At 41.6% G+C, this 25,126-nt stretch carries 23 protein-coding genes and 1 tRNA gene; 14 read left to right on the plus strand and 10 right to left on the minus strand.

What is annotated here, in order from left to right; all coding sequences use genetic code 11:
- Positions 1–102: 102 nt before the first annotated feature.
- From ACFFGT_RS31085 to ACFFGT_RS31115, 7 genes are all read left to right on the plus strand, one after another.
- Positions 103–636, plus strand: a complete 534-nt coding sequence (locus ACFFGT_RS31085) for a YceI family protein (protein WP_377026413.1) — start codon at positions 103–105, stop codon at positions 634–636.
- Between the two features lie 29 nt (positions 637–665).
- The gene (locus ACFFGT_RS31090) at positions 666–884 is read left to right on the plus strand and encodes a tautomerase family protein (RefSeq protein ID WP_243483928.1); all 219 of its coding nucleotides are present in this window, start codon (positions 666–668) and stop codon (positions 882–884) included.
- 4 nt (positions 885–888) lie between these two features.
- Positions 889–1,620: an SDR family NAD(P)-dependent oxidoreductase gene (locus ACFFGT_RS31095; RefSeq protein ID WP_377026414.1), complete on the plus strand. Its 732-nt coding sequence runs from the start codon at positions 889–891 to the stop codon at positions 1,618–1,620.
- A gap of 5 nt (positions 1,621–1,625) precedes the next feature.
- Positions 1,626–2,078, plus strand: coding sequence for a nuclear transport factor 2 family protein (locus tag ACFFGT_RS31100; protein WP_377026415.1), 453 nt, complete (start codon positions 1,626–1,628; stop codon positions 2,076–2,078).
- Positions 2,079–2,085: 7 nt separating this feature from the next.
- A complete protein-coding gene (locus tag ACFFGT_RS31105) occupies positions 2,086–3,162 on the plus strand; it encodes an NAD(P)H-dependent flavin oxidoreductase (protein WP_377026416.1) in 1,077 nt (358 codons plus the stop codon).
- The gene (locus tag ACFFGT_RS31110) at positions 3,159–3,908 is read left to right on the plus strand and encodes an MBL fold metallo-hydrolase (RefSeq protein WP_377026417.1); all 750 of its coding nucleotides are present in this window, start codon (positions 3,159–3,161) and stop codon (positions 3,906–3,908) included. Before ACFFGT_RS31105 ends, ACFFGT_RS31110 begins: the two co-directional genes overlap by 4 nt.
- A 73-nt stretch (positions 3,909–3,981) precedes the next feature.
- On the plus strand, positions 3,982–4,824 hold the full coding sequence (locus tag ACFFGT_RS31115) for an SDR family NAD(P)-dependent oxidoreductase (protein WP_377026418.1): 843 nt from the start codon (positions 3,982–3,984) through the stop codon (positions 4,822–4,824).
- A 1-nt stretch (position 4,825) separates the two neighbouring features.
- Here ACFFGT_RS31115 and ACFFGT_RS31120 read toward each other — a convergent pair whose 3' ends face one another.
- From ACFFGT_RS31120 to ACFFGT_RS31135, 4 genes are all read right to left on the minus strand, one after another.
- Positions 4,826–5,266 (minus strand): cupin domain-containing protein, encoded by a 441-nt coding sequence (locus tag ACFFGT_RS31120; RefSeq protein ID WP_377026419.1) that lies wholly within the window; start codon positions 5,264–5,266, stop codon positions 4,826–4,828.
- A gap of 286 nt (positions 5,267–5,552) precedes the next feature.
- Complete coding sequence (locus tag ACFFGT_RS31125) at positions 5,553–7,520, minus strand: DUF3857 domain-containing protein (protein WP_377026420.1); 1,968 nt, start codon at positions 7,518–7,520, stop codon at positions 5,553–5,555.
- Positions 7,521–7,523: 3 nt separating this feature from the next.
- The gene (locus ACFFGT_RS31130; RefSeq protein WP_377026421.1) at positions 7,524–9,446 is read right to left on the minus strand and encodes a DUF3858 domain-containing protein; all 1,923 of its coding nucleotides are present in this window, start codon (positions 9,444–9,446) and stop codon (positions 7,524–7,526) included.
- Positions 9,439–12,732 (minus strand): hypothetical protein, encoded by a 3,294-nt coding sequence (locus ACFFGT_RS31135; RefSeq protein WP_377026422.1) that lies wholly within the window; start codon positions 12,730–12,732, stop codon positions 9,439–9,441. Before ACFFGT_RS31135 ends, ACFFGT_RS31130 begins: the two co-directional genes overlap by 8 nt.
- A 228-nt stretch (positions 12,733–12,960) precedes the next feature.
- Between ACFFGT_RS31135 and ACFFGT_RS31140 the strand changes: the two genes are divergently transcribed.
- Together ACFFGT_RS31140 and ACFFGT_RS31145 are read left to right on the plus strand one after the other, a co-directional pair.
- A complete protein-coding gene (locus ACFFGT_RS31140; protein WP_377026423.1) occupies positions 12,961–13,584 on the plus strand; it encodes a Crp/Fnr family transcriptional regulator in 624 nt (207 codons plus the stop codon).
- Positions 13,585–13,699: 115 nt separating this feature from the next.
- On the plus strand, positions 13,700–14,668 hold the full coding sequence (locus ACFFGT_RS31145) for a zinc-binding alcohol dehydrogenase family protein (protein ID WP_377026424.1): 969 nt from the start codon (positions 13,700–13,702) through the stop codon (positions 14,666–14,668).
- 364 nt (positions 14,669–15,032) lie between these two features.
- Here ACFFGT_RS31145 and ACFFGT_RS31150 read toward each other — a convergent pair whose 3' ends face one another.
- The 3 genes from ACFFGT_RS31150 to ACFFGT_RS31160 all read right to left on the minus strand — a co-directional run bounded on the left by ACFFGT_RS31150 (position 15,033) and on the right by ACFFGT_RS31160 (position 16,500).
- Complete coding sequence (locus ACFFGT_RS31150; RefSeq protein WP_377026425.1) at positions 15,033–15,494, minus strand: DoxX family protein; 462 nt, start codon at positions 15,492–15,494, stop codon at positions 15,033–15,035.
- An 84-nt stretch (positions 15,495–15,578) separates the two neighbouring features.
- Complete coding sequence (locus ACFFGT_RS31155; protein ID WP_377026426.1) at positions 15,579–15,866, minus strand: hypothetical protein; 288 nt, start codon at positions 15,864–15,866, stop codon at positions 15,579–15,581.
- A gap of 220 nt (positions 15,867–16,086) precedes the next feature.
- Entirely contained in the window at positions 16,087–16,500 is a 414-nt protein-coding gene (locus tag ACFFGT_RS31160) for a nuclear transport factor 2-like protein (protein ID WP_377026427.1), read from the minus strand.
- A 399-nt stretch (positions 16,501–16,899) separates the two neighbouring features.
- Here ACFFGT_RS31160 and ACFFGT_RS31165 point away from each other — a divergent pair, with 399 nt between their 5' ends.
- From ACFFGT_RS31165 to ACFFGT_RS31185, 5 genes are all read left to right on the plus strand, one after another.
- On the plus strand, positions 16,900–17,220 hold the full coding sequence (locus ACFFGT_RS31165) for an ArsR/SmtB family transcription factor (RefSeq protein WP_377026428.1): 321 nt from the start codon (positions 16,900–16,902) through the stop codon (positions 17,218–17,220).
- Positions 17,217–17,717, plus strand: a complete 501-nt coding sequence (locus ACFFGT_RS31170) for an SRPBCC family protein (protein WP_377026429.1) — start codon at positions 17,217–17,219, stop codon at positions 17,715–17,717. The genes ACFFGT_RS31165 and ACFFGT_RS31170 overlap by 4 nt, the downstream gene beginning before the upstream one ends.
- A gap of 69 nt (positions 17,718–17,786) precedes the next feature.
- Positions 17,787–18,221 (plus strand): VOC family protein, encoded by a 435-nt coding sequence (locus ACFFGT_RS31175; protein ID WP_377026430.1) that lies wholly within the window; start codon positions 17,787–17,789, stop codon positions 18,219–18,221.
- 387 nt (positions 18,222–18,608) lie between these two features.
- Positions 18,609–19,589: a hypothetical protein gene (locus ACFFGT_RS31180; RefSeq protein WP_377026431.1), complete on the plus strand. Its 981-nt coding sequence runs from the start codon at positions 18,609–18,611 to the stop codon at positions 19,587–19,589.
- A 156-nt stretch (positions 19,590–19,745) separates the two neighbouring features.
- Complete coding sequence (locus tag ACFFGT_RS31185; protein ID WP_377026432.1) at positions 19,746–20,237, plus strand: hypothetical protein; 492 nt, start codon at positions 19,746–19,748, stop codon at positions 20,235–20,237.
- Positions 20,238–20,550: 313 nt separating this feature from the next.
- Here the strand turns inward: ACFFGT_RS31185 and ACFFGT_RS31190 are convergent, their stop codons facing one another.
- The 3 genes from ACFFGT_RS31190 to ACFFGT_RS31200 all read right to left on the minus strand — a co-directional run bounded on the left by ACFFGT_RS31190 (position 20,551) and on the right by ACFFGT_RS31200 (position 25,008).
- Positions 20,551–21,225 carry a hypothetical protein gene (locus ACFFGT_RS31190; RefSeq protein ID WP_377026433.1) on the minus strand — a complete coding sequence of 225 codons (675 nt, stop codon included), beginning with the start codon at positions 21,223–21,225 and terminating at the stop codon, positions 20,551–20,553.
- Positions 21,226–21,355: 130 nt separating this feature from the next.
- The gene (locus ACFFGT_RS31195) at positions 21,356–24,793 is read right to left on the minus strand and encodes an ABC transporter permease (RefSeq protein WP_377026434.1); all 3,438 of its coding nucleotides are present in this window, start codon (positions 24,791–24,793) and stop codon (positions 21,356–21,358) included.
- A 143-nt stretch (positions 24,794–24,936) separates the two neighbouring features.
- Positions 24,937–25,008, minus strand: a tRNA-Glu gene (locus tag ACFFGT_RS31200).
- Between the last annotated feature and the right edge of the window lie 118 nt (positions 25,009–25,126).

The following is a 25,126-nucleotide window of genomic DNA, read 5'->3' on the forward strand; positions in this document are numbered from 1 at the left end:
TATACATCACATAAATAAGGCAGCGTTTCAATTGTGATGTAGGTCACATAGTTTCCGGGCGGTTAGTACGCAACTTTGTATTGTCATTAAAGACATAACAAAATGGAAACTCAAAAATTTGAAATCATCAGCGCAAAAAGTAATATCGACTGGGTTGGTCGTAAAGTTACAGGCGCACACAATGGTACCATCGCTATAAAAGACGGTTCTTTAGCTTTTACAGATGGACAGTTAACAGGCGGTAAATTCGATATCGATACCACCTCTATTAAAATACTTGACATAACTGATCCGGCTACCAACGCCCAGTTTGCAGGCCACCTCGCTTCCGACGACTTTTTTAATTCTGAAAACTATCCCGAAGCTCAATTTGTAGTTACTGCTATCAGCAAAGGCAACAACGACACTTATCGTATTACCGGTGACCTTACTATAAAAGGCATCACTCATGCTGTAGGTTTTGATGCACAGGTTACCGCCGCTGCCGATACCGTAAGCGCAACAGGTAAAGTTGTGGTTGACCGTACCAAATATGGTATGAAATTCCGTTCCGGAAACTTTTTTAAAGACCTGGGCGATACGCTCATCTATAATGATTTTGACCTGAATGTAAACATAACCGCAAAAGCTGTTTAACCAACAGCTTTTGATTAAAAACCAAAGCCATGCCATACGTAAAAATTGAACTGACCCGCGAAGGTGTTACCCGCGAGCAGAAACAAACCCTGATAAAGGGTGTAACCGATTTGATTGTCAATACCCTGAACAAAGACCCGCATTTAACCCATGTGGTGATCAGTGAAGTTGATTTGGATGATTGGGGATATGCCGGCGAACAGGTATCCGTACTAAGAGAAAAAGGCATCACTGCCGATAAAAAGTAAAACAATGAAAAAGCAAACCATAATCGTTACCGGAGCTTCATCTGGTATCGGTAAAGAAATAGCCCGTTATTTTTTAGAAATGGGCGATAATGTAGTAATTAATTCAACAACTCCCGATAAACTGGAAGCAGTTTACCAGGAACTTGGGGCAGGTGATAACCTGGCCATGGTTGCCGGGAGTGTAAGCGATAAGGAAACCGGCAAAAAGTTGGCCCAAACAGCCATAGAAAAATTTGGGAGTGTGGATGTTTTAGTAAACAATGCCGGTATTTTTGAAACCAAGCCTTTCCTTGAAGTTGATGAGGCATACCTTGATCGTTTTTTAGATACCAATCTTAAAGGTACCTATTTTACCACCCAGGCCGTAATCCCTCAAATGATTAAACAGCACGATGGTGTGGTGATCAATATAGGCACACCGTTGGTTAACCATGCCCTTAGCGGGGTTCCTATTACAGCGCAAATGGCTTCAAAAGGGGCAGTGCATGCGCTTACTATACAGCTGGCCGGCGAGTTTGGTAAAGATAACATCAGGGTAAATACCATTGCGCCTGGTACCATCCGCACCCCAATGCACGGCGACAATGCCGATCAAACTGCAGGGTTGCACCTGCTAAACCGTGTTGGCGAAGTTGAAGATATTGCACAAATGGCTTACTCTGTTGCCAAAAGTAATTTTATTACCGGCGCCATTATCAATGTTGACGGTGGTACAGCCGCCGGCCGTAACCTTTAATTAAGATGAAAACCCTTTTATTAACCGCTTTTATGCTCTGCACATTGCAGGGCGTAAAAGCACAAAACAGCAACAAAATGGAAACTAACAATCAAGACAAAGCAGCCATTGAACAGGCGCTTGAAACTTACTACTTCAAAGGAATTTATGAAGGTGATGTGGATTTGTTAAAACAGGTGATGAATGGCGGCACCCTGCTTTTTGGTGACGTAAAAGGGCAGCCGTATGCCAAAACATTAGATGTTTATCTGGATGGTGTAAAAAACAGGCAAAGCCCCAAAGATTCGGGCAAACCATTTGAAGGGAAGATTATTTTTGTGAAAGTAGTAAACTCAATTGCCGTTGCCGAAGTAACGGTGAAGATGTATGACTTTAATTACTATGAGTTTTTATCGTTTCATAAAATTGAGGGCAAGTGGCTCATCGTAAATAAAATGATCAGCGATACAAGCAAATAAAAAAGCCATGTGGTACAACACAAAAGCAACAGAAATACTGGGAATTGATTATCCAATTTTGCAGGGGCCTTTTGGCGGCAATTTGTCGTCGGTTGAGTTAGTGGCTACGGTATCAAATGCAGGCGGACTGGGCGGCTATGGAGCTTATACCCTCAGCGGACAGGAAATTGCAGCGGTTGATAAACAGATTAAAGCGGCAACCAATAAGCCGTATAATATTAACCTGTGGGTTTCGGAAACCGATGCTCCCAATGGTGAGGCTACCGATGGGCAGTTTGAGCAGGCAACAAAAATGTTTAAACCTTATTTTGACGAAGCCGGGATCCCTTTACCGCCAAAGCCGGCGCCTTTTAAGCTCCGGTTTGAAAATCAGCTGCAGGTAGTTCTTGATCTGCACCCGAAAGTATTCAGCTTTATGTTTGGTACATTGCCTGCCGATGTTTTAGAGCAGTGCCGCAGGCGGGGCATAATTACTGCAGGTGCTGCTACTACATTGGATGAGGCTATAGCGTTAGAGGCAAGCGGGGTAGATATGATCATAGCATCAGGTTTTGAAGCTGGCGGCCACCGGCCGTCATTCCTTGCACCGGCCGAGGCATCAACTACAGGTACTTTTGTGTTGCTTCAGCTAATCAAGGAGAAAGTGAAAGTGCCTGTTATTGCTGCCGGGGGCATTGCCAATGGCAGGGGAGTAGCAGCGGCCTTAACCCTGGGTGCTGATGCGGCACAGATAGGTACTGCTTTTTTAGCATGTGACGAATCGGGGGCGCTGCCTATTCACCGGGAAATGTTGTTTTCGGATGCAGCAAAATATACTACCCTGTCCCGTGCATTTACGGGCAGGCTTGGCCGTGGAATTACCAGCCGGATAGCTAAAGACCTGGTTGGGAAGGAAGCGGGATTTTTGCCTTTTCCATTGCAAACAACTTTTATGTCGCCATTAAGAAAAGCAGCGCTTGAGCAGCAAAAATGGGACATGATTTTGTTTTGGGGTGGGCAGATAGCGCCGATATTGAAACATACTAAGGCAGCCGCGTTGATGCAATCAATAATTGAAGACACTGCCAATATTATGAACCCATGAAAAACGAAGTTAATGTAATTTACCTGGGCGGACCAACCGTCATTCTGGAGATCGGCGGCTTAAGGCTTATGACCGATCCTACACTTGACCCCGCAGGCGAGCAATTTATGATCAATGATAAACCCGCCTACCATAAAACCGAAGGCCCGGCTACTACCGAGATCGGTAAAATAGATGTGGTTTTGCTAAGCCACGACCAGCACGGCGATAATCTTGACCATGCAGGCCGGGAGCTATTGAAACAGGTTGATAAAACATTAACGACGAAAATAGGGGCAGAGCGGCTGGGCGGTAACGCAATTGGCCTTGCACCATGGGAAAGCATTACATTAAATGATGATGTAGTTATAACCGGTACACCTGCAAGGCATGGCCCCGCAGGCAGCGAAAAACTTACAGGCGATGTAACCGGTTTTATTGTAACCACCGCGGGTATTCAGATTTATATTACCGGAGATACCGTGTTTTATGACGGAATAAAAGAAGTGGCAGAAAAATTTAACCCTCAATACGTATTCATATTTGCGGGGGCCGCTAAACCGCGCGGGCCGTTCAATGTAACTATGGGTACTAATGATGCAATTGATACGGCCTTTGCCTTTCCCGGTGCCACAATTATACCGGTGCATTTTGAGGGCTGGTCGCATTATACCGAAACGGGTGAGATGCTGCAGCAATCATTTAACGCGCTGGGTATTGGCGGGCAGCTTAGGATCCTTAATCCGGGCGTAAAAACAAGTTTATAAATTAATTACTGGTGTGGGTTTATGGGCTGCTGAAAATGCGGACTGGATGGCTCATGCATAAAAAAATTAAACCATGAACTCAACAAAAGTATGGTATGTAACCGGGGCCTCCCAGGGATTGGGACTTACCCTCGTAAAAAAACTATTGGAAAAAGGTCATCGTGTGGCCGCAACATCACGTAATGCGCAATCGTTGAAACAGGCGGTAGGTATAATTGATACCGACAGGTTTTTACCTTTAGCCGTTGACCTGGGCAACCCGGATTGTATAGATGAATCCATCCGTGAAACGCTCAAAGCCTTCGGGCAAATTGATGTACTGGTTAACAATGCCGGTTACGGTATGGCTGGTACGGTTGAAGAAACCGAAAGGCAAAAGATCCGCGATATTTTCAGCGTGAATGTGCTGGCTGCTATTGATGTTACCAAAGCAGTGCTGCCTGTTATGCGCGGGCAGGGTTCGGGTTATATTATCAATATAGGTTCGGTAGCCGGTTTTGTTGGCGCGCCGGGCTGGTCGGTTTATTCGGCAACCAAGGCCGCAGTTGCCGCCTTTTCGGAAGTACTTGCACTCGATGTTAAAGAATTTGGCATTAAAGTAACTGTGGTTGAGCCATCGGGCTTCCGTACGGGTTTCCTTACTGCCGGTTCACTGGCTTTTACCGAAAGTAACATTCAGGGTTATCATGCAGTTAAAAATGCCCAGCAGCGCTACCTTGCTGCTGATGGTAAACAACCCGGCGACCCTGAAAATGCTTCGGAAATTATGATCGGCCTTACAGAAATGGCCGAGCCGCCGCTCCATCTTTATCTGGGCGAAGATGCCTATAAACGTGCATCTGAAAAGCTCAGTGCAATGACTGCCGAACTGGAACAATGGAAGCAGTTAACTATCTCGGCCGATTTTAAATCATAATCTATGCCGGTTTAACAGGCTCAAGTCCGTGCTTTTTCATAATGGCCATGACCCTTTGCATGTCTGGCGGGCCGCCGGCATTAAGTAATGCGGCAATTTCACGAAAATAAGCCGGGCCGATAGATGCCGGTGACAGCGTACAAAGCGCCCTGGCTGTTTTATCATGCAGGTTGTTAAAGCCATGAACAGTCCCCCTTTTTATAAAACAATGGTCGCCGGGGTGCAATTCCCGCATTTCTGCGCCGATCAATTGGGTAAGTGTTCCTTCCAGTATATATAATGTTTCATCTACCTCAACATGAAAATGAGGTGCAGGCACTTTTACTCCGGGCGGAACAACAAGTTCAAATTGTACCAGTGAGCCGTCGGTATCATCGCCATCAAGCAAAAAATTGATCTCAAGGCTGCCGAAGCTGATGCGTTCTTTAAAATGAGGAAACATGTATGATTGGGTTTATGTGTTTAGACGAAGGTTTATTCAACTAATTTAATGAATATTAATTGAAGTGTTTGAAAATTAAAGTGGCGACGAAATGAATTATCTAAGGATGTCAGGTTTGAGCGAATCACATAATCCCGGACTTTTATTTCTCGGGACTCCTGCTAATATTATCACAGCGTCATAATAGGGGGATCAACAAAAAAGCCGCTCCAATTTCTTAAAGTGGCTTCCAATCTCATGGGAGAATGTTTTTTTAACCCTTACATAAGCTGAGTTACAATGCGTTTTATGACTTTTTCTCAAGCACTAAAACCACTTTATTAAAATCTGAAGATGCGTTTATGATTTTCCTGAAATCGGCAAATTGAGAAAGCGGATAAGTGGTTTTCCTGTATTCCTCCATAATATGGATAACCAGCAGGTTGCCTTTTAGCTCATAATCTGATACAAAGCCCATAGTTAATTCACCGTTATCTTTATAGGTCTGATTAATTTTTAAGTCGTTCAAATTACTCACCTTATATCCTTCGGGAATGGTAACCTCAAGTTTCCTTTCTTCGGTGTGCCCAAAACCGGTATCAACAGATTCCTGCCTTGGCTTTTCTTGGTACATTTCTATCTGCGGGCCAATGGCCATTCCAATTTTCAAAAGCAGCTTGTTGCCTGCTCTTTCTATCAATGTGCCTGTTTTTGCCTTTGTATGTAAAATAACCGGAAGATTGCCCTGGCTTTCAAATGGCTGGTTTAATATTTCGGAAAACAAGAGGTTTTCTGAATTTGAATACCGCTGGGTTATATCCTTAATTATATCTTTTCTTTGCTCATCATTTGAAAAGTTGAAAGCATTTCTGTAACCGATGGAAGGATAACCTGAAAAAATCTGCTTTTCATCAATAATTAATGAATCGAGGTCATTGCTGAACGCCAGCTTAACATCCATACTTTGGGCCGATTTGGTATAGTCCTCCAGCGGAATTTCCTTTACTTCGGCAATAGCTGTTGAGAAGGTACCGAGCGTGGTGCTTTTGCAATAAAGGCCATTGGTTGCACCCCATAGCGGATTTATCCAGGGATACCGCAAATCGGGCCGGGTAGGGGCCATGAATTTATTTTCGGCAGGGAAATAAAATATGGGATAATCGCAGTTGTTCCAGTTTTCAAATCCCTTATCAATCAGGAATTTATCCCGGCTGCCAGTTAAAACAAACTGATATTTTACACCCAGGTTTTGGAATATGCCGCTATAAAGGCGCATAATACCTATTGTGCCGGAATTTTTGTTCTGAATGATTTTTTCAACAACATTATCGTTTTCGCTTTTTAAATCCTCGTTGTATGAAAAAGTCTTCTTTATATAATTTTCAACAGCAATTATTTTAGCAGTTTCGTCGCTAATGGCATCCCAGCCATTTTTCTTAACCAGGTCGGCAAGCGTCTTTGTTTCCTTGTCAGAGTTTCCGGTATACAATCCATATAATCTTTTAGCCAGAATGTTCCAGGTAAAAAGGCGCTCGCCGGTAGTAGTTGCCTGATTGTAGGAAAGCTTGTATTCAATTCTGAACAAATTGGCGTAATAATTAGCGTATTTTTCCTCCTCGGCGCCCACGGTATTTTTGAAGCTGCATTGCGTTATCCGTTTTTCATTAAGTACCGTATCTGTAACAGGAACTTCAAAATTATAGGGTTTAATTTCAAACTTTAAACGTTTGGGTGCTATGACCTGGAAAGAGCTTTCCAATATCGGAAAGCTTTGCTGTAATACTTCGCGGCCAAAAAATGATGTTGCTTTTTTGTAGGTATAATAGTATTCAACATCGCAGCCTTTTTCCAGGCCATCCATGGCAAAAATTTTGTAAACGTCGTCGTTTTTGTCTTTAATGTCTTTGATATTGTTTTTATCAAGTTCAATAACTTTTCCGTTAGGGAGAATATTGCGGGCTTTAATTTCAACTATATCGGCGTTTTCGCTTACGCCGAGGTAGATCTTATTAAAGTTTTCGATGCCCTTATCGTCGTTAATGTGGATGATCTTGTGGATGGTATAATATTCGTCTATCATATCCTTTGACAGATCCACGAACTCAACCCTTCTTTTATCCGAAATTATAACTGCAGCTTCTTTATCATATTTGCTGTCAACCTTATTGATTACGGGTTTTTCGGCCCATTTTTCTTTTTCAATTTGGCTGGCTTGCGCGTGTACATACTCAATTGACAGTAAAGCTGTCAGTAAACACAGGGTTTGCTTTATCATTTTTTAAATTTTTGTGAGGCTTAAGGTTTCTTTATATTGCGGAAACAAGGCTTCGAGCACCTTATTCCATTGTTCAAATTCATCGCTTGTGGTTATCAGGTGATCGTTATCAAACTCCTGTGTTAGTATTACATAATTATCTTTCTGCTCGTACTTTAAATCAAAACCCCAGGTTTTATTGTGAAAGGTTTTACTTTGAGGCAGGTAGGAAACCTTATATCCGTCGGGCAATTTAAACAGGGTCACATATTTGGTTTCAAAGTTAAAATCATGCTCTATAGGTACTTTTCGTTTTGGATAATCGATATGTGAGTTCTGGAAAAATTTAAAAAGGTTCAGGTTCAGGTAGTAATCGTTACCCAGTTTTTTGGCATAGTCGGGTAAAGTAAAATCGGCCGACATCGAAAACTCTCCCGCACTTTTCTTTTGATCAATGCTGAAAGTATCGAGCTTAAATTTGTTCGACCCTCTTTCAAGCAGGTTCTCCATAATTTCGTCCATGTTCTTTTTGTCCCAGTAAATAAGCTTTCCATGCATCTCCATGGCAAAATACCCCTTGAAATCTTTTTTCACATGTCCCTTTATGCCGGTTGGTGTAAGCGTAAGCCAGGTTGAATCAACCAAAACATTTTTGCTTTTTTCAATTACAGGCACTTTTAAAATCTGGAAATCATTTTCGCTGACGGCTATCATGGCCTCCTTATCCTGTATGGCCGAGGATGGCATCCCAAAAACACAGGTTGGATCTGTACCATCTAAAAAAATAAATTTATCATTAAGCTTAATAGTGCAGATCATGTGGTTGCTTACCAGCGGCAACGGTGTTTTGGTAAAACTGTAGGGCAAATCGCGGGTGCCTATCCAAGTAAAATATGCTTTTACACCGGCTGCATTAAGCATTTCGGTAAGGATGCTGGCCATATCCTTACAATCGCCAAAGCGCCGGCTGCATACCAAACCGGCGTCGCGCGGTATAAAGCCTCCCATACCGTCTTCAAATGCCACATATTTAATGTTGCTTTGAACCCATGCGTATATGTTTCTGGCCTTAATTTCTTCGGAGCTTACCCCTTTTGTTAAAGAATCAACAATATGTTTGAGCTCGGGATTAGTTTGGTTATTTACCGCTTTTATGTAGTTATAGCTCAGGCGGTACAGGTCGTTTACGTTGGATAAATATGATGTGCTGCTACCCTGGTTGTTTTTATAGCTCCCTATATAAAAAACCACATGGGGCGAATACCATGCAAAGCCTGGTGCATCATCATAACTTTTATCGGCCGGGCAGTTTTTATATTGAAATGTATAAACGTTATTACGGTGCTCACTTTTTACACTAACTGTTATATTGCTGGTATCTAATCCTATGAGCTGATATTTTAACGATATATCTTTGGATACCGTCAGTTTCAGCTCGCTGTTTATAGTAGGAATATTGCTGGTGAAATAAAATGGCGATAAAAGATGGGCGTCTTTATTAAGCCATGATACCTGCAAGTTTCCTATAGCACCAGGTTCAACCGAAGGGAAATGGAATGTTGTTTCTTTAACATCGTCATAAAACACAAAACCTTCTTTATCGGTGTTGGTTTTAAATTCGCTAACTTTCAGTTTTTTATCATCGGGTGTGCGGGTAAATGCCTCGTACGATACTAACTGGTGAAAATCACTGTGCGAAAAGCCAAATTTACCCATGTAAGCGGTGGCGCTGCCCAAAAGGTATTCTATCTGCTGCAGCTCTTTGCTTGTTACATAGGGCTCGCCGTTTTTTAAATCAATGTTATACTCATAAACCCGGTTTAAAAGCACCGCTTTTTCATCAGGAAATTGCTTGCGCAATACATCAAAGCTTTGCGCTTTTAGTACGCCCGAATACAAGGAAAAACACAAGTACAAAGGCAAAAATAACAGGTACGGCTTATTCATTTTTAACAGATAATAATTTGCCATAGTAATAATTGAGTGTTTTAATCAGCTTGCCGGTCTCGTTAAAATATTTGACCGGGCCATGATTTACCCCATTTATGTAGTGCAATTCCTTTTTTAAATTCCCGTTGTTGTAATACTCTTTACAGATACCATCGGGGTTGTCATTTACATAATAATACTCCAACTCTGGTTTTCCGTTGGGATGGTAAGTTTTTGTTAACCCTTCGGCGGTGCCGTATACTGGTTTATCTGTCGAGCGAACCTGGCCGTTACTGTAGTAAAGGGCATCGTTGCCATTTTTTACACCATCACTATAGGTGCATTCACGGGATAGTTTTCCGTTTTGGAAATATGCTTTTATCGAGCCGTTTACAAAATCAATGGGTTTATCAGGCACCAGCTTGCCATCAGGCCCTAAGTACGAATATGACATTGCATGGTTGTTGCTAAAGTTTACCTGGTAAGCAAGGCTGCCATCCGGGTCGTATTTTTTTGATACGCCATTAAGAACACCATTTTTATAGTTGCCTATATAATCTTTGGTTCCGGTTTCAAAAAAGTAGGTTTTTTCTCCATCTATATCATCGGCAATATAGTTAGCACTGCTGCTTAGTTTTCCGTCTTCATCGTATGTTTTCCATTCGCCTATTTTATCCCCGTTGCGCAGGCGGCCCTCACTGTACTTTTTACCACCGTAATAATAGCTCACATAGGTGCTGTCAATACTGCCTTTTTTGTAGAAATAAGCGCTTTCTGCCGAGCCATCAACATAGTATGATTTAAAAGGGCCGTCAAAGTTGCCGTTAATATAATTGCCCTGTACCCTTAACTGCCCACCGGGATACAGAAGGCGATATTTTCCTGAACATTTTGGAAAAGTATCAACAGCTATAACATTTTCCAAAGTATCATACTGGGTTAGTTTTTCAAGCCAGCCCCCCTGATATTTTTCTTCCATGCTTTTTTTGCCATTGGGGTCGTAAGTTTCTTTGTAACCAGACAAATCATCATTTAAATAATATGATCTGCTACTTAGTTTTCCGCCCTCATCATAAAACAGCCATTCGCCCTGGTGCTGCCCCCCGCGGGTCCAGCCTTCAGATTCGGGCTTGCCGTTTTGGTAAAAGGTAGTTAGATAGCCATCGTCCTTGCCATCAATTACATTTACTTCTGATTTTATTTTTCCGTTGAGATAGTAAGTAACGGAAAGGCCGTTCATAGCGCCGTCTTTATACTGGTTTATCTGGTTTATTTTTCCCGAGGGGTAGAATATAGTATCGGGGCCATCCAGGTCGCCTTTTGAATTATAATAAGCATGTGAGTTTTTATAGCCATCGGTATGGTAAGAAACAATATTAATGGCATCGCTTTTTATATCGGCAGCATAAATTTTATTGCCGGCTTTATTAATGTAATTTGCCGATTTGGGAACGCCGTTACTATAAACATATTTTGACAAAACCTTGCCATTTTCATAGTAGCCTGTGGCTTCGCCATCCATTTTTCCTTTTTTACGGGTATCACTAACCAATAGCTGCCCGTTTTCATAAAACTCCTGGTGAGGTCCTTCTTCGGTGCCGCCAATGTAATGACGTTTTTCCCTAACCTTGCCCGATGCGTAATAGTAGATAAAATCGCCTTCGGCGTTATCTTTAATAAATGGGCCTTCGGTTTCAGTTTGCCCGTTTTCGTAAAAGGATTTGTAAGGGCCATCTATTTTTCCGGCTGCATAGTGCGTAGTACTTTTAACTTTGCCGCTTTTAAAATATTCTGTTGCAAGGCCGTTAAGCACATTGGCGGTGTAGTTATTAACCATTTCCAGCTTGCCGTTTTCGTAAAACTGTTTTTCCTGGCCCTCTTTTTTATCAAGTTTATAATTAACAGACGTGTGCATGTTGCCGTTGTAATAATAGGTGGTAACCAATCCTTCTGCAACTCCATTTAAATAAGTTTCCCGGGAGCTCAGGTTGCCATTTTCATAATAATACTCCTGCACGCCATTTAGCTTGCCGTCCTTAAAAAGCTCTTTTGCCCTGATGTCTCCATTTCTGAAATAATAAGTCCATAGGCCTTCCCTTTTGCCCAGCGCACTGTAATTGCCGGATGATTTTTTATTGCCTGCCGGATAATCTGACTCCCAGGGGCCAATTACAGTTTCTCCGTTATTGATTAGTGTTCCCTTTCCTATAAATTTGCCGTCCTCAAAATAGTATTTAACCTTAACCGAATCGCGTTTGACAAAATTCGGCTCGCGGGTGGCCCGTACAAGGTTAAAATAGGCAGCGGCATCGTTAACAAAGGCTTCGAGGAGCTTCTTATTCTTTTTATTATAGTCCTGCACTGAAGGGATATTTACATTTGAGAAGGCGTGGAACACGAAGGGCTCAAATTTGCCCTGGCTGTAAACCTGCTTATAAAAAGGCAGGTAATATTGTATCCAAAAATCCTTGCTTTCCTTTTTGTATTCCAGTTTTTCAAAAACAGCCTGCATCTGCCTTGAAATGGGGTCATCAATTGAAATGATGGTTTTATATGATTTATCGAGCGCTATTTTTGAAAGCACTATCTCTTCTATTTCTGCGTAAGCTTCGTCCTGCTGGCCGGTACGCTTGTTTTTCATCTCAAGCACATCATCTGTGCTCTTTGTTATTTTATCTAACAAGTTGATTGATTTTGACCAGTATTTACCCTGGGGATTAACCAGCAGATAGCCGGTAAAGCTTAAAAACGCCGGTATTATTTTACCCTGCTGTAATGCCGCAATACCCAGCTGATAATGGGCGCTATACATGTAAGGGTTTATGAGTAGAGTTTTTTGAAACTGGGCTTCAGCATCGGCATAACGTTTTAATGCTATCAGCGCTATACCCTTATTAAAATACAGCAGGGAGTAAGCCGGATATTTAGCAATGGCGATATCAAAAACCCGGATAGCATTTTCGGGTTGCTTCATATCGTTCAGTGTATTTCCGTAACTGTTATAAAAATCGGGCTCAAATTCGCGCTGCTCCTTAAGGGCAAGGCCTTCCTGGCAATATTTTATTGCCTGGGTAAACTGACTGTCGGCTTCGCAATTGATGGCTTTTTCATAAACTGCCCGTACATAGTTAGTGTCGCTGCGGTTTACTTTGCTGAGCAATTTAAGCGCGGTTTTATGCTGGCTGGAATCATAAAGGGTGATTGCTTTATTGATCAGCTCCCCTGAATTGATCAGTTCAACTTTTTGAGCAAGTGATGTTTTGGATAAAACAAGCAGTAATAAAAACGATAAAAAATACTTCATGTGATAAGGTTCAATTCTGTTTTCTCAACAAGTGAAAATAAAATATTTTCTCAAACAAATAAAGTGTTATTGTGTATTAAAAGTTCTTTAAAAAGATGTAGGATATTACCACCACATGGGGGCGTTTTTTAACAGGCGTAAGCGAAAAAAGCAGGCTGTTATATTATGGAAATCCACAGCAGCCATTAATTACCGGGTCTTGTAGTTTAACCGGGAAATAATGCTAATTTGTTTAAATTAGGACTTGGTGCAGATAAACAAGTAAATGTGTTGATAGAAAAACTGGAGCAACATTTTAATAATTACTTTCCGCTCAATGCAGAGGAGCGGGATGTGTTGAAAACGTTTTTTATTGAAAGGCGGATTAAGCGCAGGCAGTTTGTATTACAGCAGGGTGATGTTTGTCGTCACTTTACCTTTGTAGTATCCGGTTGCCTGAAAATGTATGCCGTTGATGCAAACGGTAAGGAACATAATTTAGAATTTATTGCCGAAAACGATTGGGCCACTGACCTGGGTAGTTTTTATTCGGAAAAGCCTGGCAAACTTTATATTGAAGCAGTTGAACCAAGCACCATATTGCAGATCAGGCATGATGATTTAATATACCTGTATGTTCATTTCCAAAAGTTTGACCATAACTTTAGGGTAATCATCGAACAAAAATATATCGAGTTGCAAAACAGGGTGCTGCAAAATATCAGCTCTTCGGCCGACGAGCGTTACGAGTATTTCCTGAAGCAATACCCTAACCTGGCTAACCGGCTGCCTAATACACAGATTGCTTCTTATCTCGGTATAACGCCCGAATTTCTCAGTTCCATTCGCAAAAAACTTATCTATAAACCTTAAACTATCTTAAGGGTATTTCTTAAGATACCTTATCGGTTATTTAACAGGCTTTCACTGACCTTTGCTTTGCATAGTTGCTCTAAATAAATCAGGAGCGCGGGTTTTAAATAAAAAAATGAAAGCAGCAGTTTTAAAAATAGCCGGCGGACCGGAAAGTATTATAATTGAAGAAAGACCGGTTCCAACACCGGCAGAAGGTTGGGTTTTAATTAAAGTGAAGGCTTTTGGCCTCAACCGGTCGGAGCTAATGACCCGTAAGGGATTATCGCCCAATGTCAGGTTTCCACGTGTACTGGGTATAGAATGTGTAGGCGAAGTGGAAAATGACCCATCCGGCGAGTTTAAACCAGGACAAAAGGTAGCCGCCTTTATGGGTGGCATGGGACGTGATTTTGACGGCAGCTATGCCGAATATACTGTACTGCCGAAATCTTTGCTGAACCCGTTTGAGAGTAACCTCTCATGGGAACAATTAGGGGCAATGCCTGAAATGTTTCAAACAGTGTATGGCTCTCTTCATCTGGCATTGAAAATTCACCGGGGTGAAACAATTTTGATCCGGGGCGGAACATCTTCTATCGGCATGCTGGCAACCCAGTTGACCAAAAACAACGGATTGACTGTGATTGCCACAACGAGAAACCCGGAGAAAAAAGATCTGCTGTTGAACAATGGCGCGGATCATGTAGTAATTGATGATGGTTATATTGCACAAAAGATAAAGGCGATAATTCCGGAGGGTGTAAATAAAGTATTGGAATTGATAGGTACATCGACCCTTAAAGATTCACTGGACTGTGCAGCACCCGGCGGTATTGTTTGTATGACGGGGATCCTGTCCGAACAATGGTCGTTCCAGGAGTTTACCCCGATGGAATACATCCCGGCAACCGTTAGTCTCACCATATACAACAGTGGACAGATCAGGGTTGATCAGCAAAGCTTTCAGCAGTTCATCAATGAAGCAGAAGCAGGGAGAGTTAAACTCAGCATCGGGCGGGTGTTTGACCTGGAAGACATAGTTGATGCCCATAGCTTAATGGATAACAATGCTGCGAATGGTAAAATTGTTGTATTGACCTGAGCGCTTTCAATTTTCCAAAGGATCACGCCATTTTATATAGCTGTTGACTAATTTTTCAAGGAAGAGGGAATACTTGACATTGCTACTGCACGCTCGGATGCTCCCCATTTTTTATACTGTGGTAATGCCAAATCGAAAAAACGCAAATGAAATAATTTTGGCTTGAGGTTGGTGATATCATTGCATCGTCTCAAAAAGCATAGGCATAAAAAGCCGTTTTACTTTAGTGAGGTGGCTTCATAGTTCTGCGGGGAAGAGTGCCCTAATTTTTTAATTGAAGATTTAAAGCGTTTGGCAAGTTAAGTGCAACCGGCATGTAGTCATAAATGTTCCTGTTTATGCCCATAGCTATAAACGCAGAATACTAATCTTTAGCAAGATATTTTGCAACCCAAATATCAACAGACACAGCGCCACTTCCCTTAAAAATAAGCACGAGAAGAATTGAAAGAAGTAAAACAAAATACTCAACGCCTTCGCCTTTCTTTTTTCCAAGCCAATTCATTGCCCAGCCATCGGGTGCATGAACAATGAGCGCTCCTGTAAAAACAATTAGATTCCCGGCCGCTGCAATCCTTGTCAGGCAGCCCAATATTAACATCAAACAGCCCAATGACTGTCCAATAATTATCAACCAACCAATGAATACTGGAATTTTTTTTCTCCTTAACTGTTCAAGCGACCCATGGATCCCTACTCCGCCACCCAGGTCATCGAACCAGCCAAAAAGTTTTTGCATACCATATGGAAAAATAATAACGCCGGCTACAACCCTAAGAAACAGGTAAACATAACTGCTGTCGGTTTGAACAAGATCTTTAATCATATCGTCCAATTTTAATTGCCTTTTGATTTATCACGCAGCCTTTTACTGCGACTGATGAAAATGAAAACTATCAGGCTTATCCGATCAAAGAAATTGTAATACCAATTGCTCCCATTCCTCTTCCAATGATAGGTTCGGGCGGATTTGCCGTGCTTTGCTATACCAGTAATCAGCATTCCCAATATCACCTTCTTTACGGTGCAGGTAGGCATGCACCCATGCCGATGCCTGATCATTCAAATGATCAACCTGTGCATGCGCCTGGTGCCAATTGCCTTTGCCATCGTACCAAAGGCTTTTTAACTGCACAGAAAGATCGCTATTGGGCTGATCTGAACTTAATGATGCTTTAAATTCGGTTAAAGTTTTCATTGGGTTTCATAAATTTTATTATACGTTTTAGGTATGGTTTCCTTTTGTGCTCTAAAAATAAATAAAAAAGCCTCCGGATATTGATCCTAAGGCTGTCAAAAAATTTTCTAAAAATTCTTTCCCATGTATTGTTTCCAGGATGGGAGCAGTAGTCAATGAGGATAATTTTTCCTGCCCCTTATCGGTTTTGCGGCCGGCAGGGGGCAGGAACGGTACTTGATCACTGCAGCGTAGTTGAGTACTCCCAAACATCGGGCGGCAGCTTATCCTTGAGCGATTCATACATGGAATCGCGGAACAGTTTCACCGCCGGATATGGGCGGAGGGCAATAGTGCGCTCCTGTATCAATCCCTGTTCGTTGTCAACGATGATCTCCAGGCTCTCAATCTTGTGGCCATCCATGGTTCCTACCCAGCGGAGGAAGGTGGTGCGCTCATCAAGTTTAAATTCGGCTGTATAGGTGCCGGAACCGCGTGTAGAGCTCGATTGAGCGAAAATCGCCGCGATGGCGTCACGTCCCTCGATAGGCCGTACCAGGATCGGGCTGTTGAATACGATGTTTTCGGCAAGCAGCTCTCTCACCTGCGCGGCTGTAGCTTTACCGGATTCCCTTAGTTTACGTAATGGATGCATTGTTATTTCTCCTATTGTGTTATTTGTTGGGAGGGAAGTTACCAGCCCTCCCGTACATTCATGTATGAATGCAATTAGAATGCCATTCGAGTTATATTGTTGATTTGTAGTTGTTTATGATAATTTAAAAACTCATCAAAAAATAATATTCGTTAATTTTAACGAAATAGCGATAGATGGTATCCGGGTTGAAGGCGGGCAGCGCTCTATTTCAGCGCCTCATTCCTGTGAGGGGCAATAACAAAAAAGCGCTCACATCAGCTCTGTGTAACAAATACTACTACTGTCATTAAATCTTCCTGTCAATTACCTCGAAAAAAAATAATGCAATAAATTTGCGCAACTCAAAAGTTGCATATATATTTGCAACCTGAAGGTTGCGCAATTAGATATTAAAAAATGAGACAAGATATATTCCAGGCCATAGCTGACCCAACACGCAGAGCTATTTTAACTTTAATTGCTATTCAAGCGTTAACGCCAAATGCGATGGCCGAAAAATTTGATATGAGCCGGCAGGCTGTGTCAAAACATATTAAAGTATTGCATGAATGCGAATTGATTAAGCCCGAACAGTCAGGGAGGGAAATTTATTATCACTTTAATGCAAAAAAAATGCAGGAATTTGACAATTGGTTGGCCCAATTCAGGCAAAACTGGGAAACTCAGTTTAATCAGCTCGACAAAGTATTATCCACAATTAAAAAACAGAAAAAATGAACAACGATTTGCTATTTGATTTTACTGTTGACAAAGCAGCGAAAACGGTATTTATAACAAGAGAATTTGATGCCGGACTTTCTTTGGTATGGGATGCTTTTACTAAACAGGAGATACTTGACCAATGGGCAGCACCTGCACCCATGCGCTGTAAAACCAAATACATGGATTTCAAAGTTGGGGGGCGAAGATTTTATGCTATGATAAGCCCTGAAGGACAAGAGCGTTGGATAATACAGGAATATACTTCCATTACACCCAAAACCAATTTTAAACTATATAATTCCTTTGCAGATAAAGATGAAAACCCTGAATTGCCGGGTTCTGAATGGGATTACAATTTCAGCGAACAAAATGGTACAACAAAAGTGCATATTACCATTTTTAATGAATCGCTTGAACGAATGGAAAAATTATCGGATGGTTTCAGGATAGGATTTACCCTGATGTTAAAAAACCTGGACGATTTGTTTGCAACCTTATCGCAAAAATCATAAAGGTGAATAGCCGATTATTAATAACCGAAGAGATAAACAGAAAAACATAACAATTTAAAAACTAAAATTATGAGAACAATTAATCCCTGGATCAACTTCAATGGCAATGCTCAGGAAGCATTCGATTTTTACAAATCAGTTTTTGGCGGAGAGTTCACAAAGATCATTCGCTTCAAGGATCTCGCAGGTCCTGAGTTTCAGGTGGCAGAAAGTGAAGCAAATAAAATAATGCACATTGGACTACCTATCGGCAAACACAATGTGTTGATAGCTAATGATGTTCCAGAATTTGTAGGACGGGTAAGCGAAAACGAAAACAGATCTAAAATATATGCGAGCGCTGAAAGCCGTGAAGAAGCCGATAAAATATTTAACGGGTTATCGGCAGGCGGAGAAGTTGAAGGGCCGATTGGCGACAGCCCCTGGGGTACATACGCCGGTATGTTTAGAGATAAATATGGTATTGAATGGATTGTGGAATTTGACCCCAATTACAACGGGTAAGTTTAACAGAGCAAACAACGTACTATTGGTGCACGTGTGCCGCGTGTTTCAAAATCCAGCAAAAGGCCGATTAACGAAAGGTTTAATCGGCCTTTTTGTCCATAAGGGGTAATCGGGCTTGTTTTAAGATTTATGGTTGTTTAAATTATAGCAAGATTGTTGTTGGTGGAAAAGGATATAAGCTTGAAATTGGCGCTTAAGCATCTGCTTAAAAACAGGAGAGGCCGCATCGTTTGATTTATAATACGGCATCATTGTGTTGTCTGTTTACGCACATATGGGACGCTTGCGATAGCGCAGGGATTAACATTTATAGAAAAGTGTGATAATAAACTGCCAAATAGTGTAACTTAATCGGGCTAAATTCTTCCCAGTAGAAATCACTTTATGAGCTATATCACATATAACATAATTGCTAAAGTCGAAAATAACCGTGACGCTTTAATAGATAACCTTACGAAGAATTTAAGATATCAATATGTGCATGAATTTTTCACTCCATTTCATGGGGTTATTTGTCAGACGAATGATAATCTGAGAGAAATTCCATTTGGTCAGTTTAAAGAAGAAAAGTTCAACAGCGAAACTGATAAGATTTATAAAGTTGAGAATCAGCTAAGAGATTACAGCATAGAACTTTCAAAAATTTTTGCCGATACAGAAATTGTATTTATAAACGTTGATTGTTTTGGTGGTAAATGTTCGTCAAATGGGTTTGTTGTTAGAAACGGACAGAAAATATACGAGAATGATGGTCATCACTCTGCACACATGGATATTTTAAAAAAAATATCGGCAGATTATTCAGGCTGGCATTTCCATCCATTCACCAGAAATTTTTATTCCCGCAAGGCCGGAGTCAAGGGGGGAATAGTGGGTGATATTGTCAACTTCACATTACCTGCAATTTGGATGTCTTTTGATATTGAGTTTGGCAAAAATCCATCGTATCACATCGCAGTTACAAAAAATGAACTAATAGTAGAAAAGACAAATTTTTTTGAATTCTACTTTATGAAAATTGATGATAAATGGCTGAAGGTTTTAGGTACCATATTTGATGATTCTGCGGAAAATTTGTCTGATATGGAAAACACGATCTCAGGAAATTTATCCGGGCTTGAATATCAGGTACAATTTGATTTGTTTGATGGCTCATTTCAAAAAAAGATTGGAACATTACCTATTGAACTTGGCTTTGAAATTGCTCAACGGAGTTACAGATATAAGGCGTTCAACGAAAGGTCTTTCCAATTTCACCCCTCGGAAAATAATTCACAGCAAGCAGGTTCAAAACAAGATGGAAATGCCGAAAAGTTTTCCGATAATAAGAAAGGATTTTTCTATAGGTTATTTCGGAGGAAATAACCCCCTTGCCGGTGTACACGCGCCGCGTGTTCCGAAAATCAAATCGAAACAAAAAAGCCGCTTTACGAAAGTAGAGCGGCTTTAGTACGCCAAAATAAATCATTTGATTTAGAATTTATAAAGATTTATTTTTCGACGGACTAACACTAATCTTAAGTGCCAAAATCAGACCAAATAATCCACAGTTTTTGTATTTACGAGATTAAAAGACATACGATCAAACCCTACGTTTTCTGGTGGACAAATTTTTATGAAAATTATTCGGATTTTCTACAAGTCTACCCGGAGATACAATTAGCCATTGCGGAAGATGAATTAATCATATGCTCAACCGTTATTGATGCAGACAACTATAGCCTGCTGACTACCCGGCGTTTTGTTACCAAAGAAAAAGGCATTGAAGGCACTGCTCACATGGCGGGCGCAAAAGGGTATAACCTGCCTATAAATCATGTGCTTGAAAAGTATGATTATGTTTTAGGAACCGTTGAACTCCGGGATGGAAATACATTTAGATTTTTTATAGAAGCCGGAAAGCCCGCTATGGTAATGACATATGGGATCAGAACTTTGATTTGGTGTCAGGCACTTACAGATTCGCAGATGATAAACCTAATGAGGTTGTGGGATAAGCGAAGTAAAAGCTAACCCGTAAATTTTAAAATTACGCGCAGCACTGCCATTATAAAAGCCCTATCAGCGCATGTGGGCCGCTTGTGTTCTCCTCGCTGGTGTACGCGTGCCGCGTGTTTCGAAAGTAAATAATAACAAAAAAGCCGCTCTGCTTTTGTAAAGGGGCTTCATAGCCCGTAGGGGAAGATCTCAAATTCTTTTATAGAGGATTTGAGGCATCCCGCGTTTTAATTTCACCTGGTTCCTTGTCTAAGCAGCTGTCAAAATCATTTACAGGCATAAATAAAAATAATGGAGGGGTAAAGCCAATGAAATCTATGCCCAGCCGTTATAAGCTGTTATAAAAATCAATAACCTTTTTCAGATCTTCTTCGTTTTCAAAAGTAATATTTTTGGCAACCAGGAAGCTATCTATCTGGGTTGATTTATCGGCGAGGGCTTTTTGTACGGATTTTACATCTGGTTTAATAACAGCCATTTTGCCTTCCTTAAAAATGTAATAAGTGGCCGTTTGTACGTATACGGCATCGGTTTTTGACAATTCGGAACTTGTCATCTCTCTTAAGAAGCGCTTGTAGTGTTTTAATAACATGGTTTTTCCCTGTGCAACCACTTCATAGTAGGAATCTTTCCCATTACCCTCGAATTTTGGAAAATTGTTGGCAAAGCTCATTTTCTTTTCGGCGAAAATAGTAAATGCCGTTATCGGTTCTGCAAATTTCAAAGGTTCGTCCTTCGGGTCATATACAAAGGTGAGCAGATTGGTTTCAATATTATACTTTAACAACATGCCCTTATGGGATTCACCGGCCTTTGTAACCACTTCTCCGGGCAGCCATTCGTCAAAGATAAAAGGCGATCCTTTGATGTGCAGATACTTGCTATTGGCGACGGGGTTTCCGTTTGCATCCACCACGGGGTTAAAAGAGTGCTTTTGTGCGCTGGCGTTGATGACCACGGTTGTTAATAGCAGCACTGAAAGCAAATGAGGGAATTTGATCATATGTGTAATGCCTTAGGGTGTGTCAGGTTCAAATATAGAACCATTCTATAAGTATAAATATATAAATCAACAAGTTCGCTTTTTACTGAATAAAAAAATTGCCGGTTTATAGAGCGTGGCCCAGTCCCCTTTATTCGGAGCGTAAACTCTTCACCGGATTACTGATAGCTGCTTTGATCGCCTGGAAGCATACCGTCAGCAATGCTACACTTATAATTGCTACGCAGGATATTCCAAAAACCCACCATTCAATATTTATCCTGTACACATAGGCCTGCAGCCATTTATTCATTAACCACCATGTTATTGGAGTTGAAATAAAAAAAGCTACTACAACAAGCCTTAAAAAATCTTTTGAAATCAGGCTGATGATAGTTGAAACAGATGCACCAAGCACTTTGCGGATGCCGATCTCTTTGGTGCGGTTGACAACCGCAAGCGCTGAAAGCCCCAGCAGGCCCAGGCATCCCAGAAAAATGGCAATCCCGCCTGCCCAGCTAATAATATTGCCCAACCTTGTTTCTGCTTTATAGAAGCGGTTAATATCTTCGTCGAGAAAATTATATTGCAACGGGTAATCGGGCGCAATTTTTTTCCATGCAGAATGTATCACAGCCAAAGCTTTTGAAGGATTGCCTGGCTGCAGGCGCACATAAAAAGAATTGAGACTTTCCCCGCCTCTGGCAAACTGATGAAACAACGCCGGTTGTACACGATCAGTAAGGGGCTCATAGTTAAAATCGCGGACAACGCCTATCACTGTCGGGTTTTTAAAGCTTTGGTTACCATAGCCTTCCAATTGCCGGCCGGTGCAGTTTTCGGGGCCCCATCCCAATTCGTTCATCATCGATTCATTAATGATGACAGCGTTCACGGTATCTGAAGCAATTGCCGGGTCGAAATTTCTTCCCGCAAGCAAGTGCATCCCCAGCGTTGGTATGTAGTCGGGATCAATATGAAATTGTTTTGTATTTATAGCCTTGCCCTGGTAACTAAAGTCCGTGAAGCCCGTCCCTTCATGCTCGCCAAGACCATTGTCGGCGCCGGCCAAACCTGAAATGCCGGGATGCCCGGAAAGTTCCTGTTTGAAGAGCGGGAAAAGGTGTTTTGCATCCGATACACCAAACGTCTCCACAACAAGCACATTCTCTTTATCAAAGCCAGGGTTTCTTGATTCCATGTAACGTAATTGCTGCGTGATGATTATTGCAGAAACAATAAGCGTGGCGGAAAGCACAAATTGAAAAGTGACCAAGGCCTTTGTGAAAAAATTGGCGCCGCCTAACTTGATTTTAGCCTTCAACACGTCCACTGTATTAAAGCCCGACAATACTAAAGCAGGATAGCATCCGGAGAGCAGGCCAACAATCAGCACTAAGCCGGCAATAAGGCCGGTTAACTGTGGGAATTGCAAGAAAGAGAAACTTAGCTCCCTTCCGGACAATTGGTTGAAGTAAGGTAAAAGCAGGTATACAAGTGCCAGGCCTATCAACGTCGAAAAAAAAGCAAGCAATAATGATTCTGTCAAAAACTGAACTACCAAAGCCTTTTTGGTCCCGCCAATAACTTTGCGAACGCCTACCTCTTTTGCGCGGCTTGCTGAACGGCCTATGGAAAGCGTGGTGAAATTAATACAGGCGATTAATAAAACACCGGCAGCGATACTTAGTAATATCCAAATCGATTTTGGATCAACAGGCGAAATCTTAATACCCACCAGTGCCGGACTGGTGTGCATATCCTTGATTGGCACCAGGTTATACCCGCCTGATCCTGCTGCTTGAAAATGCCTGTGCCAGAAATTGGCGAATAACTTATTGTCATTAGCCAATGTGCTTCCGGGTTTTAGCTGAACCATGGTCACAAACAAATTCATCCACCAGTCATGGGCCCCCATTTTCCCTGACCTCGTGTTAGCAAAGCAATCAAAATTGATAAGCATGCTGTATTGGAAGGAAGAATTGGATGGCGGGTTTTCGGCTATTGCTGTAACTATAAAGGTTTCAAGTGCATCCCCGATCTTTACCTGGAATGATTCGCCAATGGCATTTGTTTTACCAAATAGTCTTTCGGCAGTTTTTTCAGTTAATACAATGCTGTGCAAACCATTGATAGCCGATTTGGCATTCCCGTATTTAAATTTGAACGAAAAAACATGGAAGAACGAGGAGTCGGCATAGGCGAGATTTTCCCGTCTCACCTCATTTTTGATTTTTACGAATGTTTCATATGGCTGAATATAACGAACATAATTCTCTATTCCCGGTAACTCCTGTTTCATCGCAGGCCCCAGGGGCATCGGGGTGTAAATGACTCCTTCAAGTGCTTTTATGTTTTGCTTTCCATTTGCGTCCAAAACAAGGTAGGTGTTAGCCGCATTTTTGTGGAAACCGTCAAAACTAAATTCATTGATAGCATACAGCATGAATAGGCTGAAACAGGCAATTCCAACAGACAATCCAAATATGTTGATGAAAGACAATGTCTTTTGTTTTGCCAGCGTGCGAAAAGCTATTTTTAAATAATTTCTAATCATATAATTGCGGTTTAATTTTACAGGAGCCCAACCTGCCGGGCTTCCTGAACGCAATATTACCGGCGATACATGTGGCGGAGGTGCCAACTTATCAATTGATACCTCTTTTGCCAGACTGCTTTTGTATTCGACTGGTGTTTTACCGGTCATTTCTTTAAAAACCCGGTTAAAAGTAGTTTTGGAATTAAACCCCGACTCATAGGCGATACCGAGCAGCGTGAGCCTATCGCAGGATGGATCCTGCATTTTTCGCACAATTTCACGAACCCTGAACTCATTTATAAAGTCGCTGAAGTTCTTTTCCATCCCCACATTAATAATCCGCGATAAATCGTGCGGATGGATACTAAGTTTTACTGCCAGGGAGGTCAAGGTCAGTTCGGCATCCTCATAAAACCGGTTTGCAGCTACAGCTTCCTTTAGCCTGCGGCTTTTTTCCTTTGCATTGTATCTATCTGTTATCGGTGTGGCCGGTTGCGTGCTGCTATCCAATTTTAGCATCACTTCGGCGGCTACGCCAATAAGCACAAAAGCAACGGTAAAACTCAAGACATCATTAAACAGCCATAATATGCAAAGGAAAGCGAGCAGGTGCAAGGTCTTACCCAACCGGTGGAAAGCAAAGCGCGGCCTATCCATCAACACCGGCTGCAAACGGTTATAAAAATGCTGTATCAACCGGTGCGCCAGGTATAAATAAATGACAACCGAAATTAGCACCAGCCAGCCCGGCATCCAATACGCAACCAGCAAAGGGCAAAAATGGAGGACATCCATTCGGCCAAATTTTAGGTTTGGAGACGTTAACTGCCGTACATAAAAATACAACAGCGGCCCCAGCGCTGGTAAAAAAATCGGCGAAAGCCCGCCAGTCTTCAGTATAATTACAGTTAAAGCGGCACTTAAAAACAGGTTGGCTGTTTGGCCGTCCCTTTTTGCGAATGCTAAAAGCAGCGCAAGAGTAAACCCCGAAAACAGGGTTGCCATGGCGGCCACATGATACAGGTTAATATGGAATATATCGGGATTCAAGTAATTCAAATAGCCCAAAGGCTATTCCAAATTTACAATATATTGATATATACAAAATTATGCGATGATAAATATGTTTTGCTGTAATGTTCCGAATAAGAATACCAAGCAAAAAGCCGCTCTACTTTCGTAAAGCGGCTTCGTAGCCCGTAGGGGAATCGAACCCCTGTTTGAAGAATGAAAATCTCCTGTCCTAACCCCTAGACGAACGGGCCGTCTTTTTTTATTTTGTTTCCCTTGATTTGGGATTGCAAAGATAGAGTTTAGTCGATAAAATAAAAATAATTTTAAAAAAAAATTTAAAAGGCTTGTGAAAATGATTGTATATCAATT

This window comes from Mucilaginibacter angelicae (genome assembly GCF_042434235.1).
Classification (GTDB): Bacteria; Bacteroidota; Bacteroidia; order Sphingobacteriales; family Sphingobacteriaceae; genus Mucilaginibacter; species Mucilaginibacter angelicae.

Coding starts and splice junctions, on each gene's coding strand:
- ACFFGT_RS31155 (WP_377026426.1), bottom strand. CDS start 15,866: ATGAAAACTTTAACCGAATTTAAAGCATCATTAAGTTCAGATCAGCCC.
- ACFFGT_RS31105 (WP_377026416.1), top strand. CDS start 2,086: ATGTGGTACAACACAAAAGCAACAGAAATACTGGGAATTGATTATCCA.
- ACFFGT_RS31125 (WP_377026420.1), bottom strand. CDS start 7,520: ATGATAAAGCAAACCCTGTGTTTACTGACAGCTTTACTGTCAATTGAG.
- ACFFGT_RS31115 (WP_377026418.1), top strand. CDS start 3,982: ATGAACTCAACAAAAGTATGGTATGTAACCGGGGCCTCCCAGGGATTG.
- ACFFGT_RS31160 (WP_377026427.1), bottom strand. CDS start 16,500: ATGCATCCATTACGTAAACTAAGGGAATCCGGTAAAGCTACAGCCGCG.
- ACFFGT_RS31175 (WP_377026430.1), top strand. CDS start 17,787: ATGAGAACAATTAATCCCTGGATCAACTTCAATGGCAATGCTCAGGAA.
- ACFFGT_RS31090 (WP_243483928.1), top strand. CDS start 666: ATGCCATACGTAAAAATTGAACTGACCCGCGAAGGTGTTACCCGCGAG.
- ACFFGT_RS31150 (WP_377026425.1), bottom strand. CDS start 15,494: ATGATTAAAGATCTTGTTCAAACCGACAGCAGTTATGTTTACCTGTTT.
- ACFFGT_RS31095 (WP_377026414.1), top strand. CDS start 889: ATGAAAAAGCAAACCATAATCGTTACCGGAGCTTCATCTGGTATCGGT.
- ACFFGT_RS31110 (WP_377026417.1), top strand. CDS start 3,159: ATGAAAAACGAAGTTAATGTAATTTACCTGGGCGGACCAACCGTCATT.
- ACFFGT_RS31135 (WP_377026422.1), bottom strand. CDS start 12,732: ATGAAGTATTTTTTATCGTTTTTATTACTGCTTGTTTTATCCAAAACA.
- ACFFGT_RS31100 (WP_377026415.1), top strand. CDS start 1,626: ATGAAAACCCTTTTATTAACCGCTTTTATGCTCTGCACATTGCAGGGC.
- ACFFGT_RS31120 (WP_377026419.1), bottom strand. CDS start 5,266: ATGTTTCCTCATTTTAAAGAACGCATCAGCTTCGGCAGCCTTGAGATC.
- ACFFGT_RS31180 (WP_377026431.1), top strand. CDS start 18,609: ATGAGCTATATCACATATAACATAATTGCTAAAGTCGAAAATAACCGT.
- ACFFGT_RS31165 (WP_377026428.1), top strand. CDS start 16,900: ATGAGACAAGATATATTCCAGGCCATAGCTGACCCAACACGCAGAGCT.
- ACFFGT_RS31170 (WP_377026429.1), top strand. CDS start 17,217: ATGAACAACGATTTGCTATTTGATTTTACTGTTGACAAAGCAGCGAAA.
- ACFFGT_RS31130 (WP_377026421.1), bottom strand. CDS start 9,446: ATGAATAAGCCGTACCTGTTATTTTTGCCTTTGTACTTGTGTTTTTCC.
- ACFFGT_RS31085 (WP_377026413.1), top strand. CDS start 103: ATGGAAACTCAAAAATTTGAAATCATCAGCGCAAAAAGTAATATCGAC.
- ACFFGT_RS31190 (WP_377026433.1), bottom strand. CDS start 21,225: ATGATCAAATTCCCTCATTTGCTTTCAGTGCTGCTATTAACAACCGTG.
- ACFFGT_RS31145 (WP_377026424.1), top strand. CDS start 13,700: ATGAAAGCAGCAGTTTTAAAAATAGCCGGCGGACCGGAAAGTATTATA.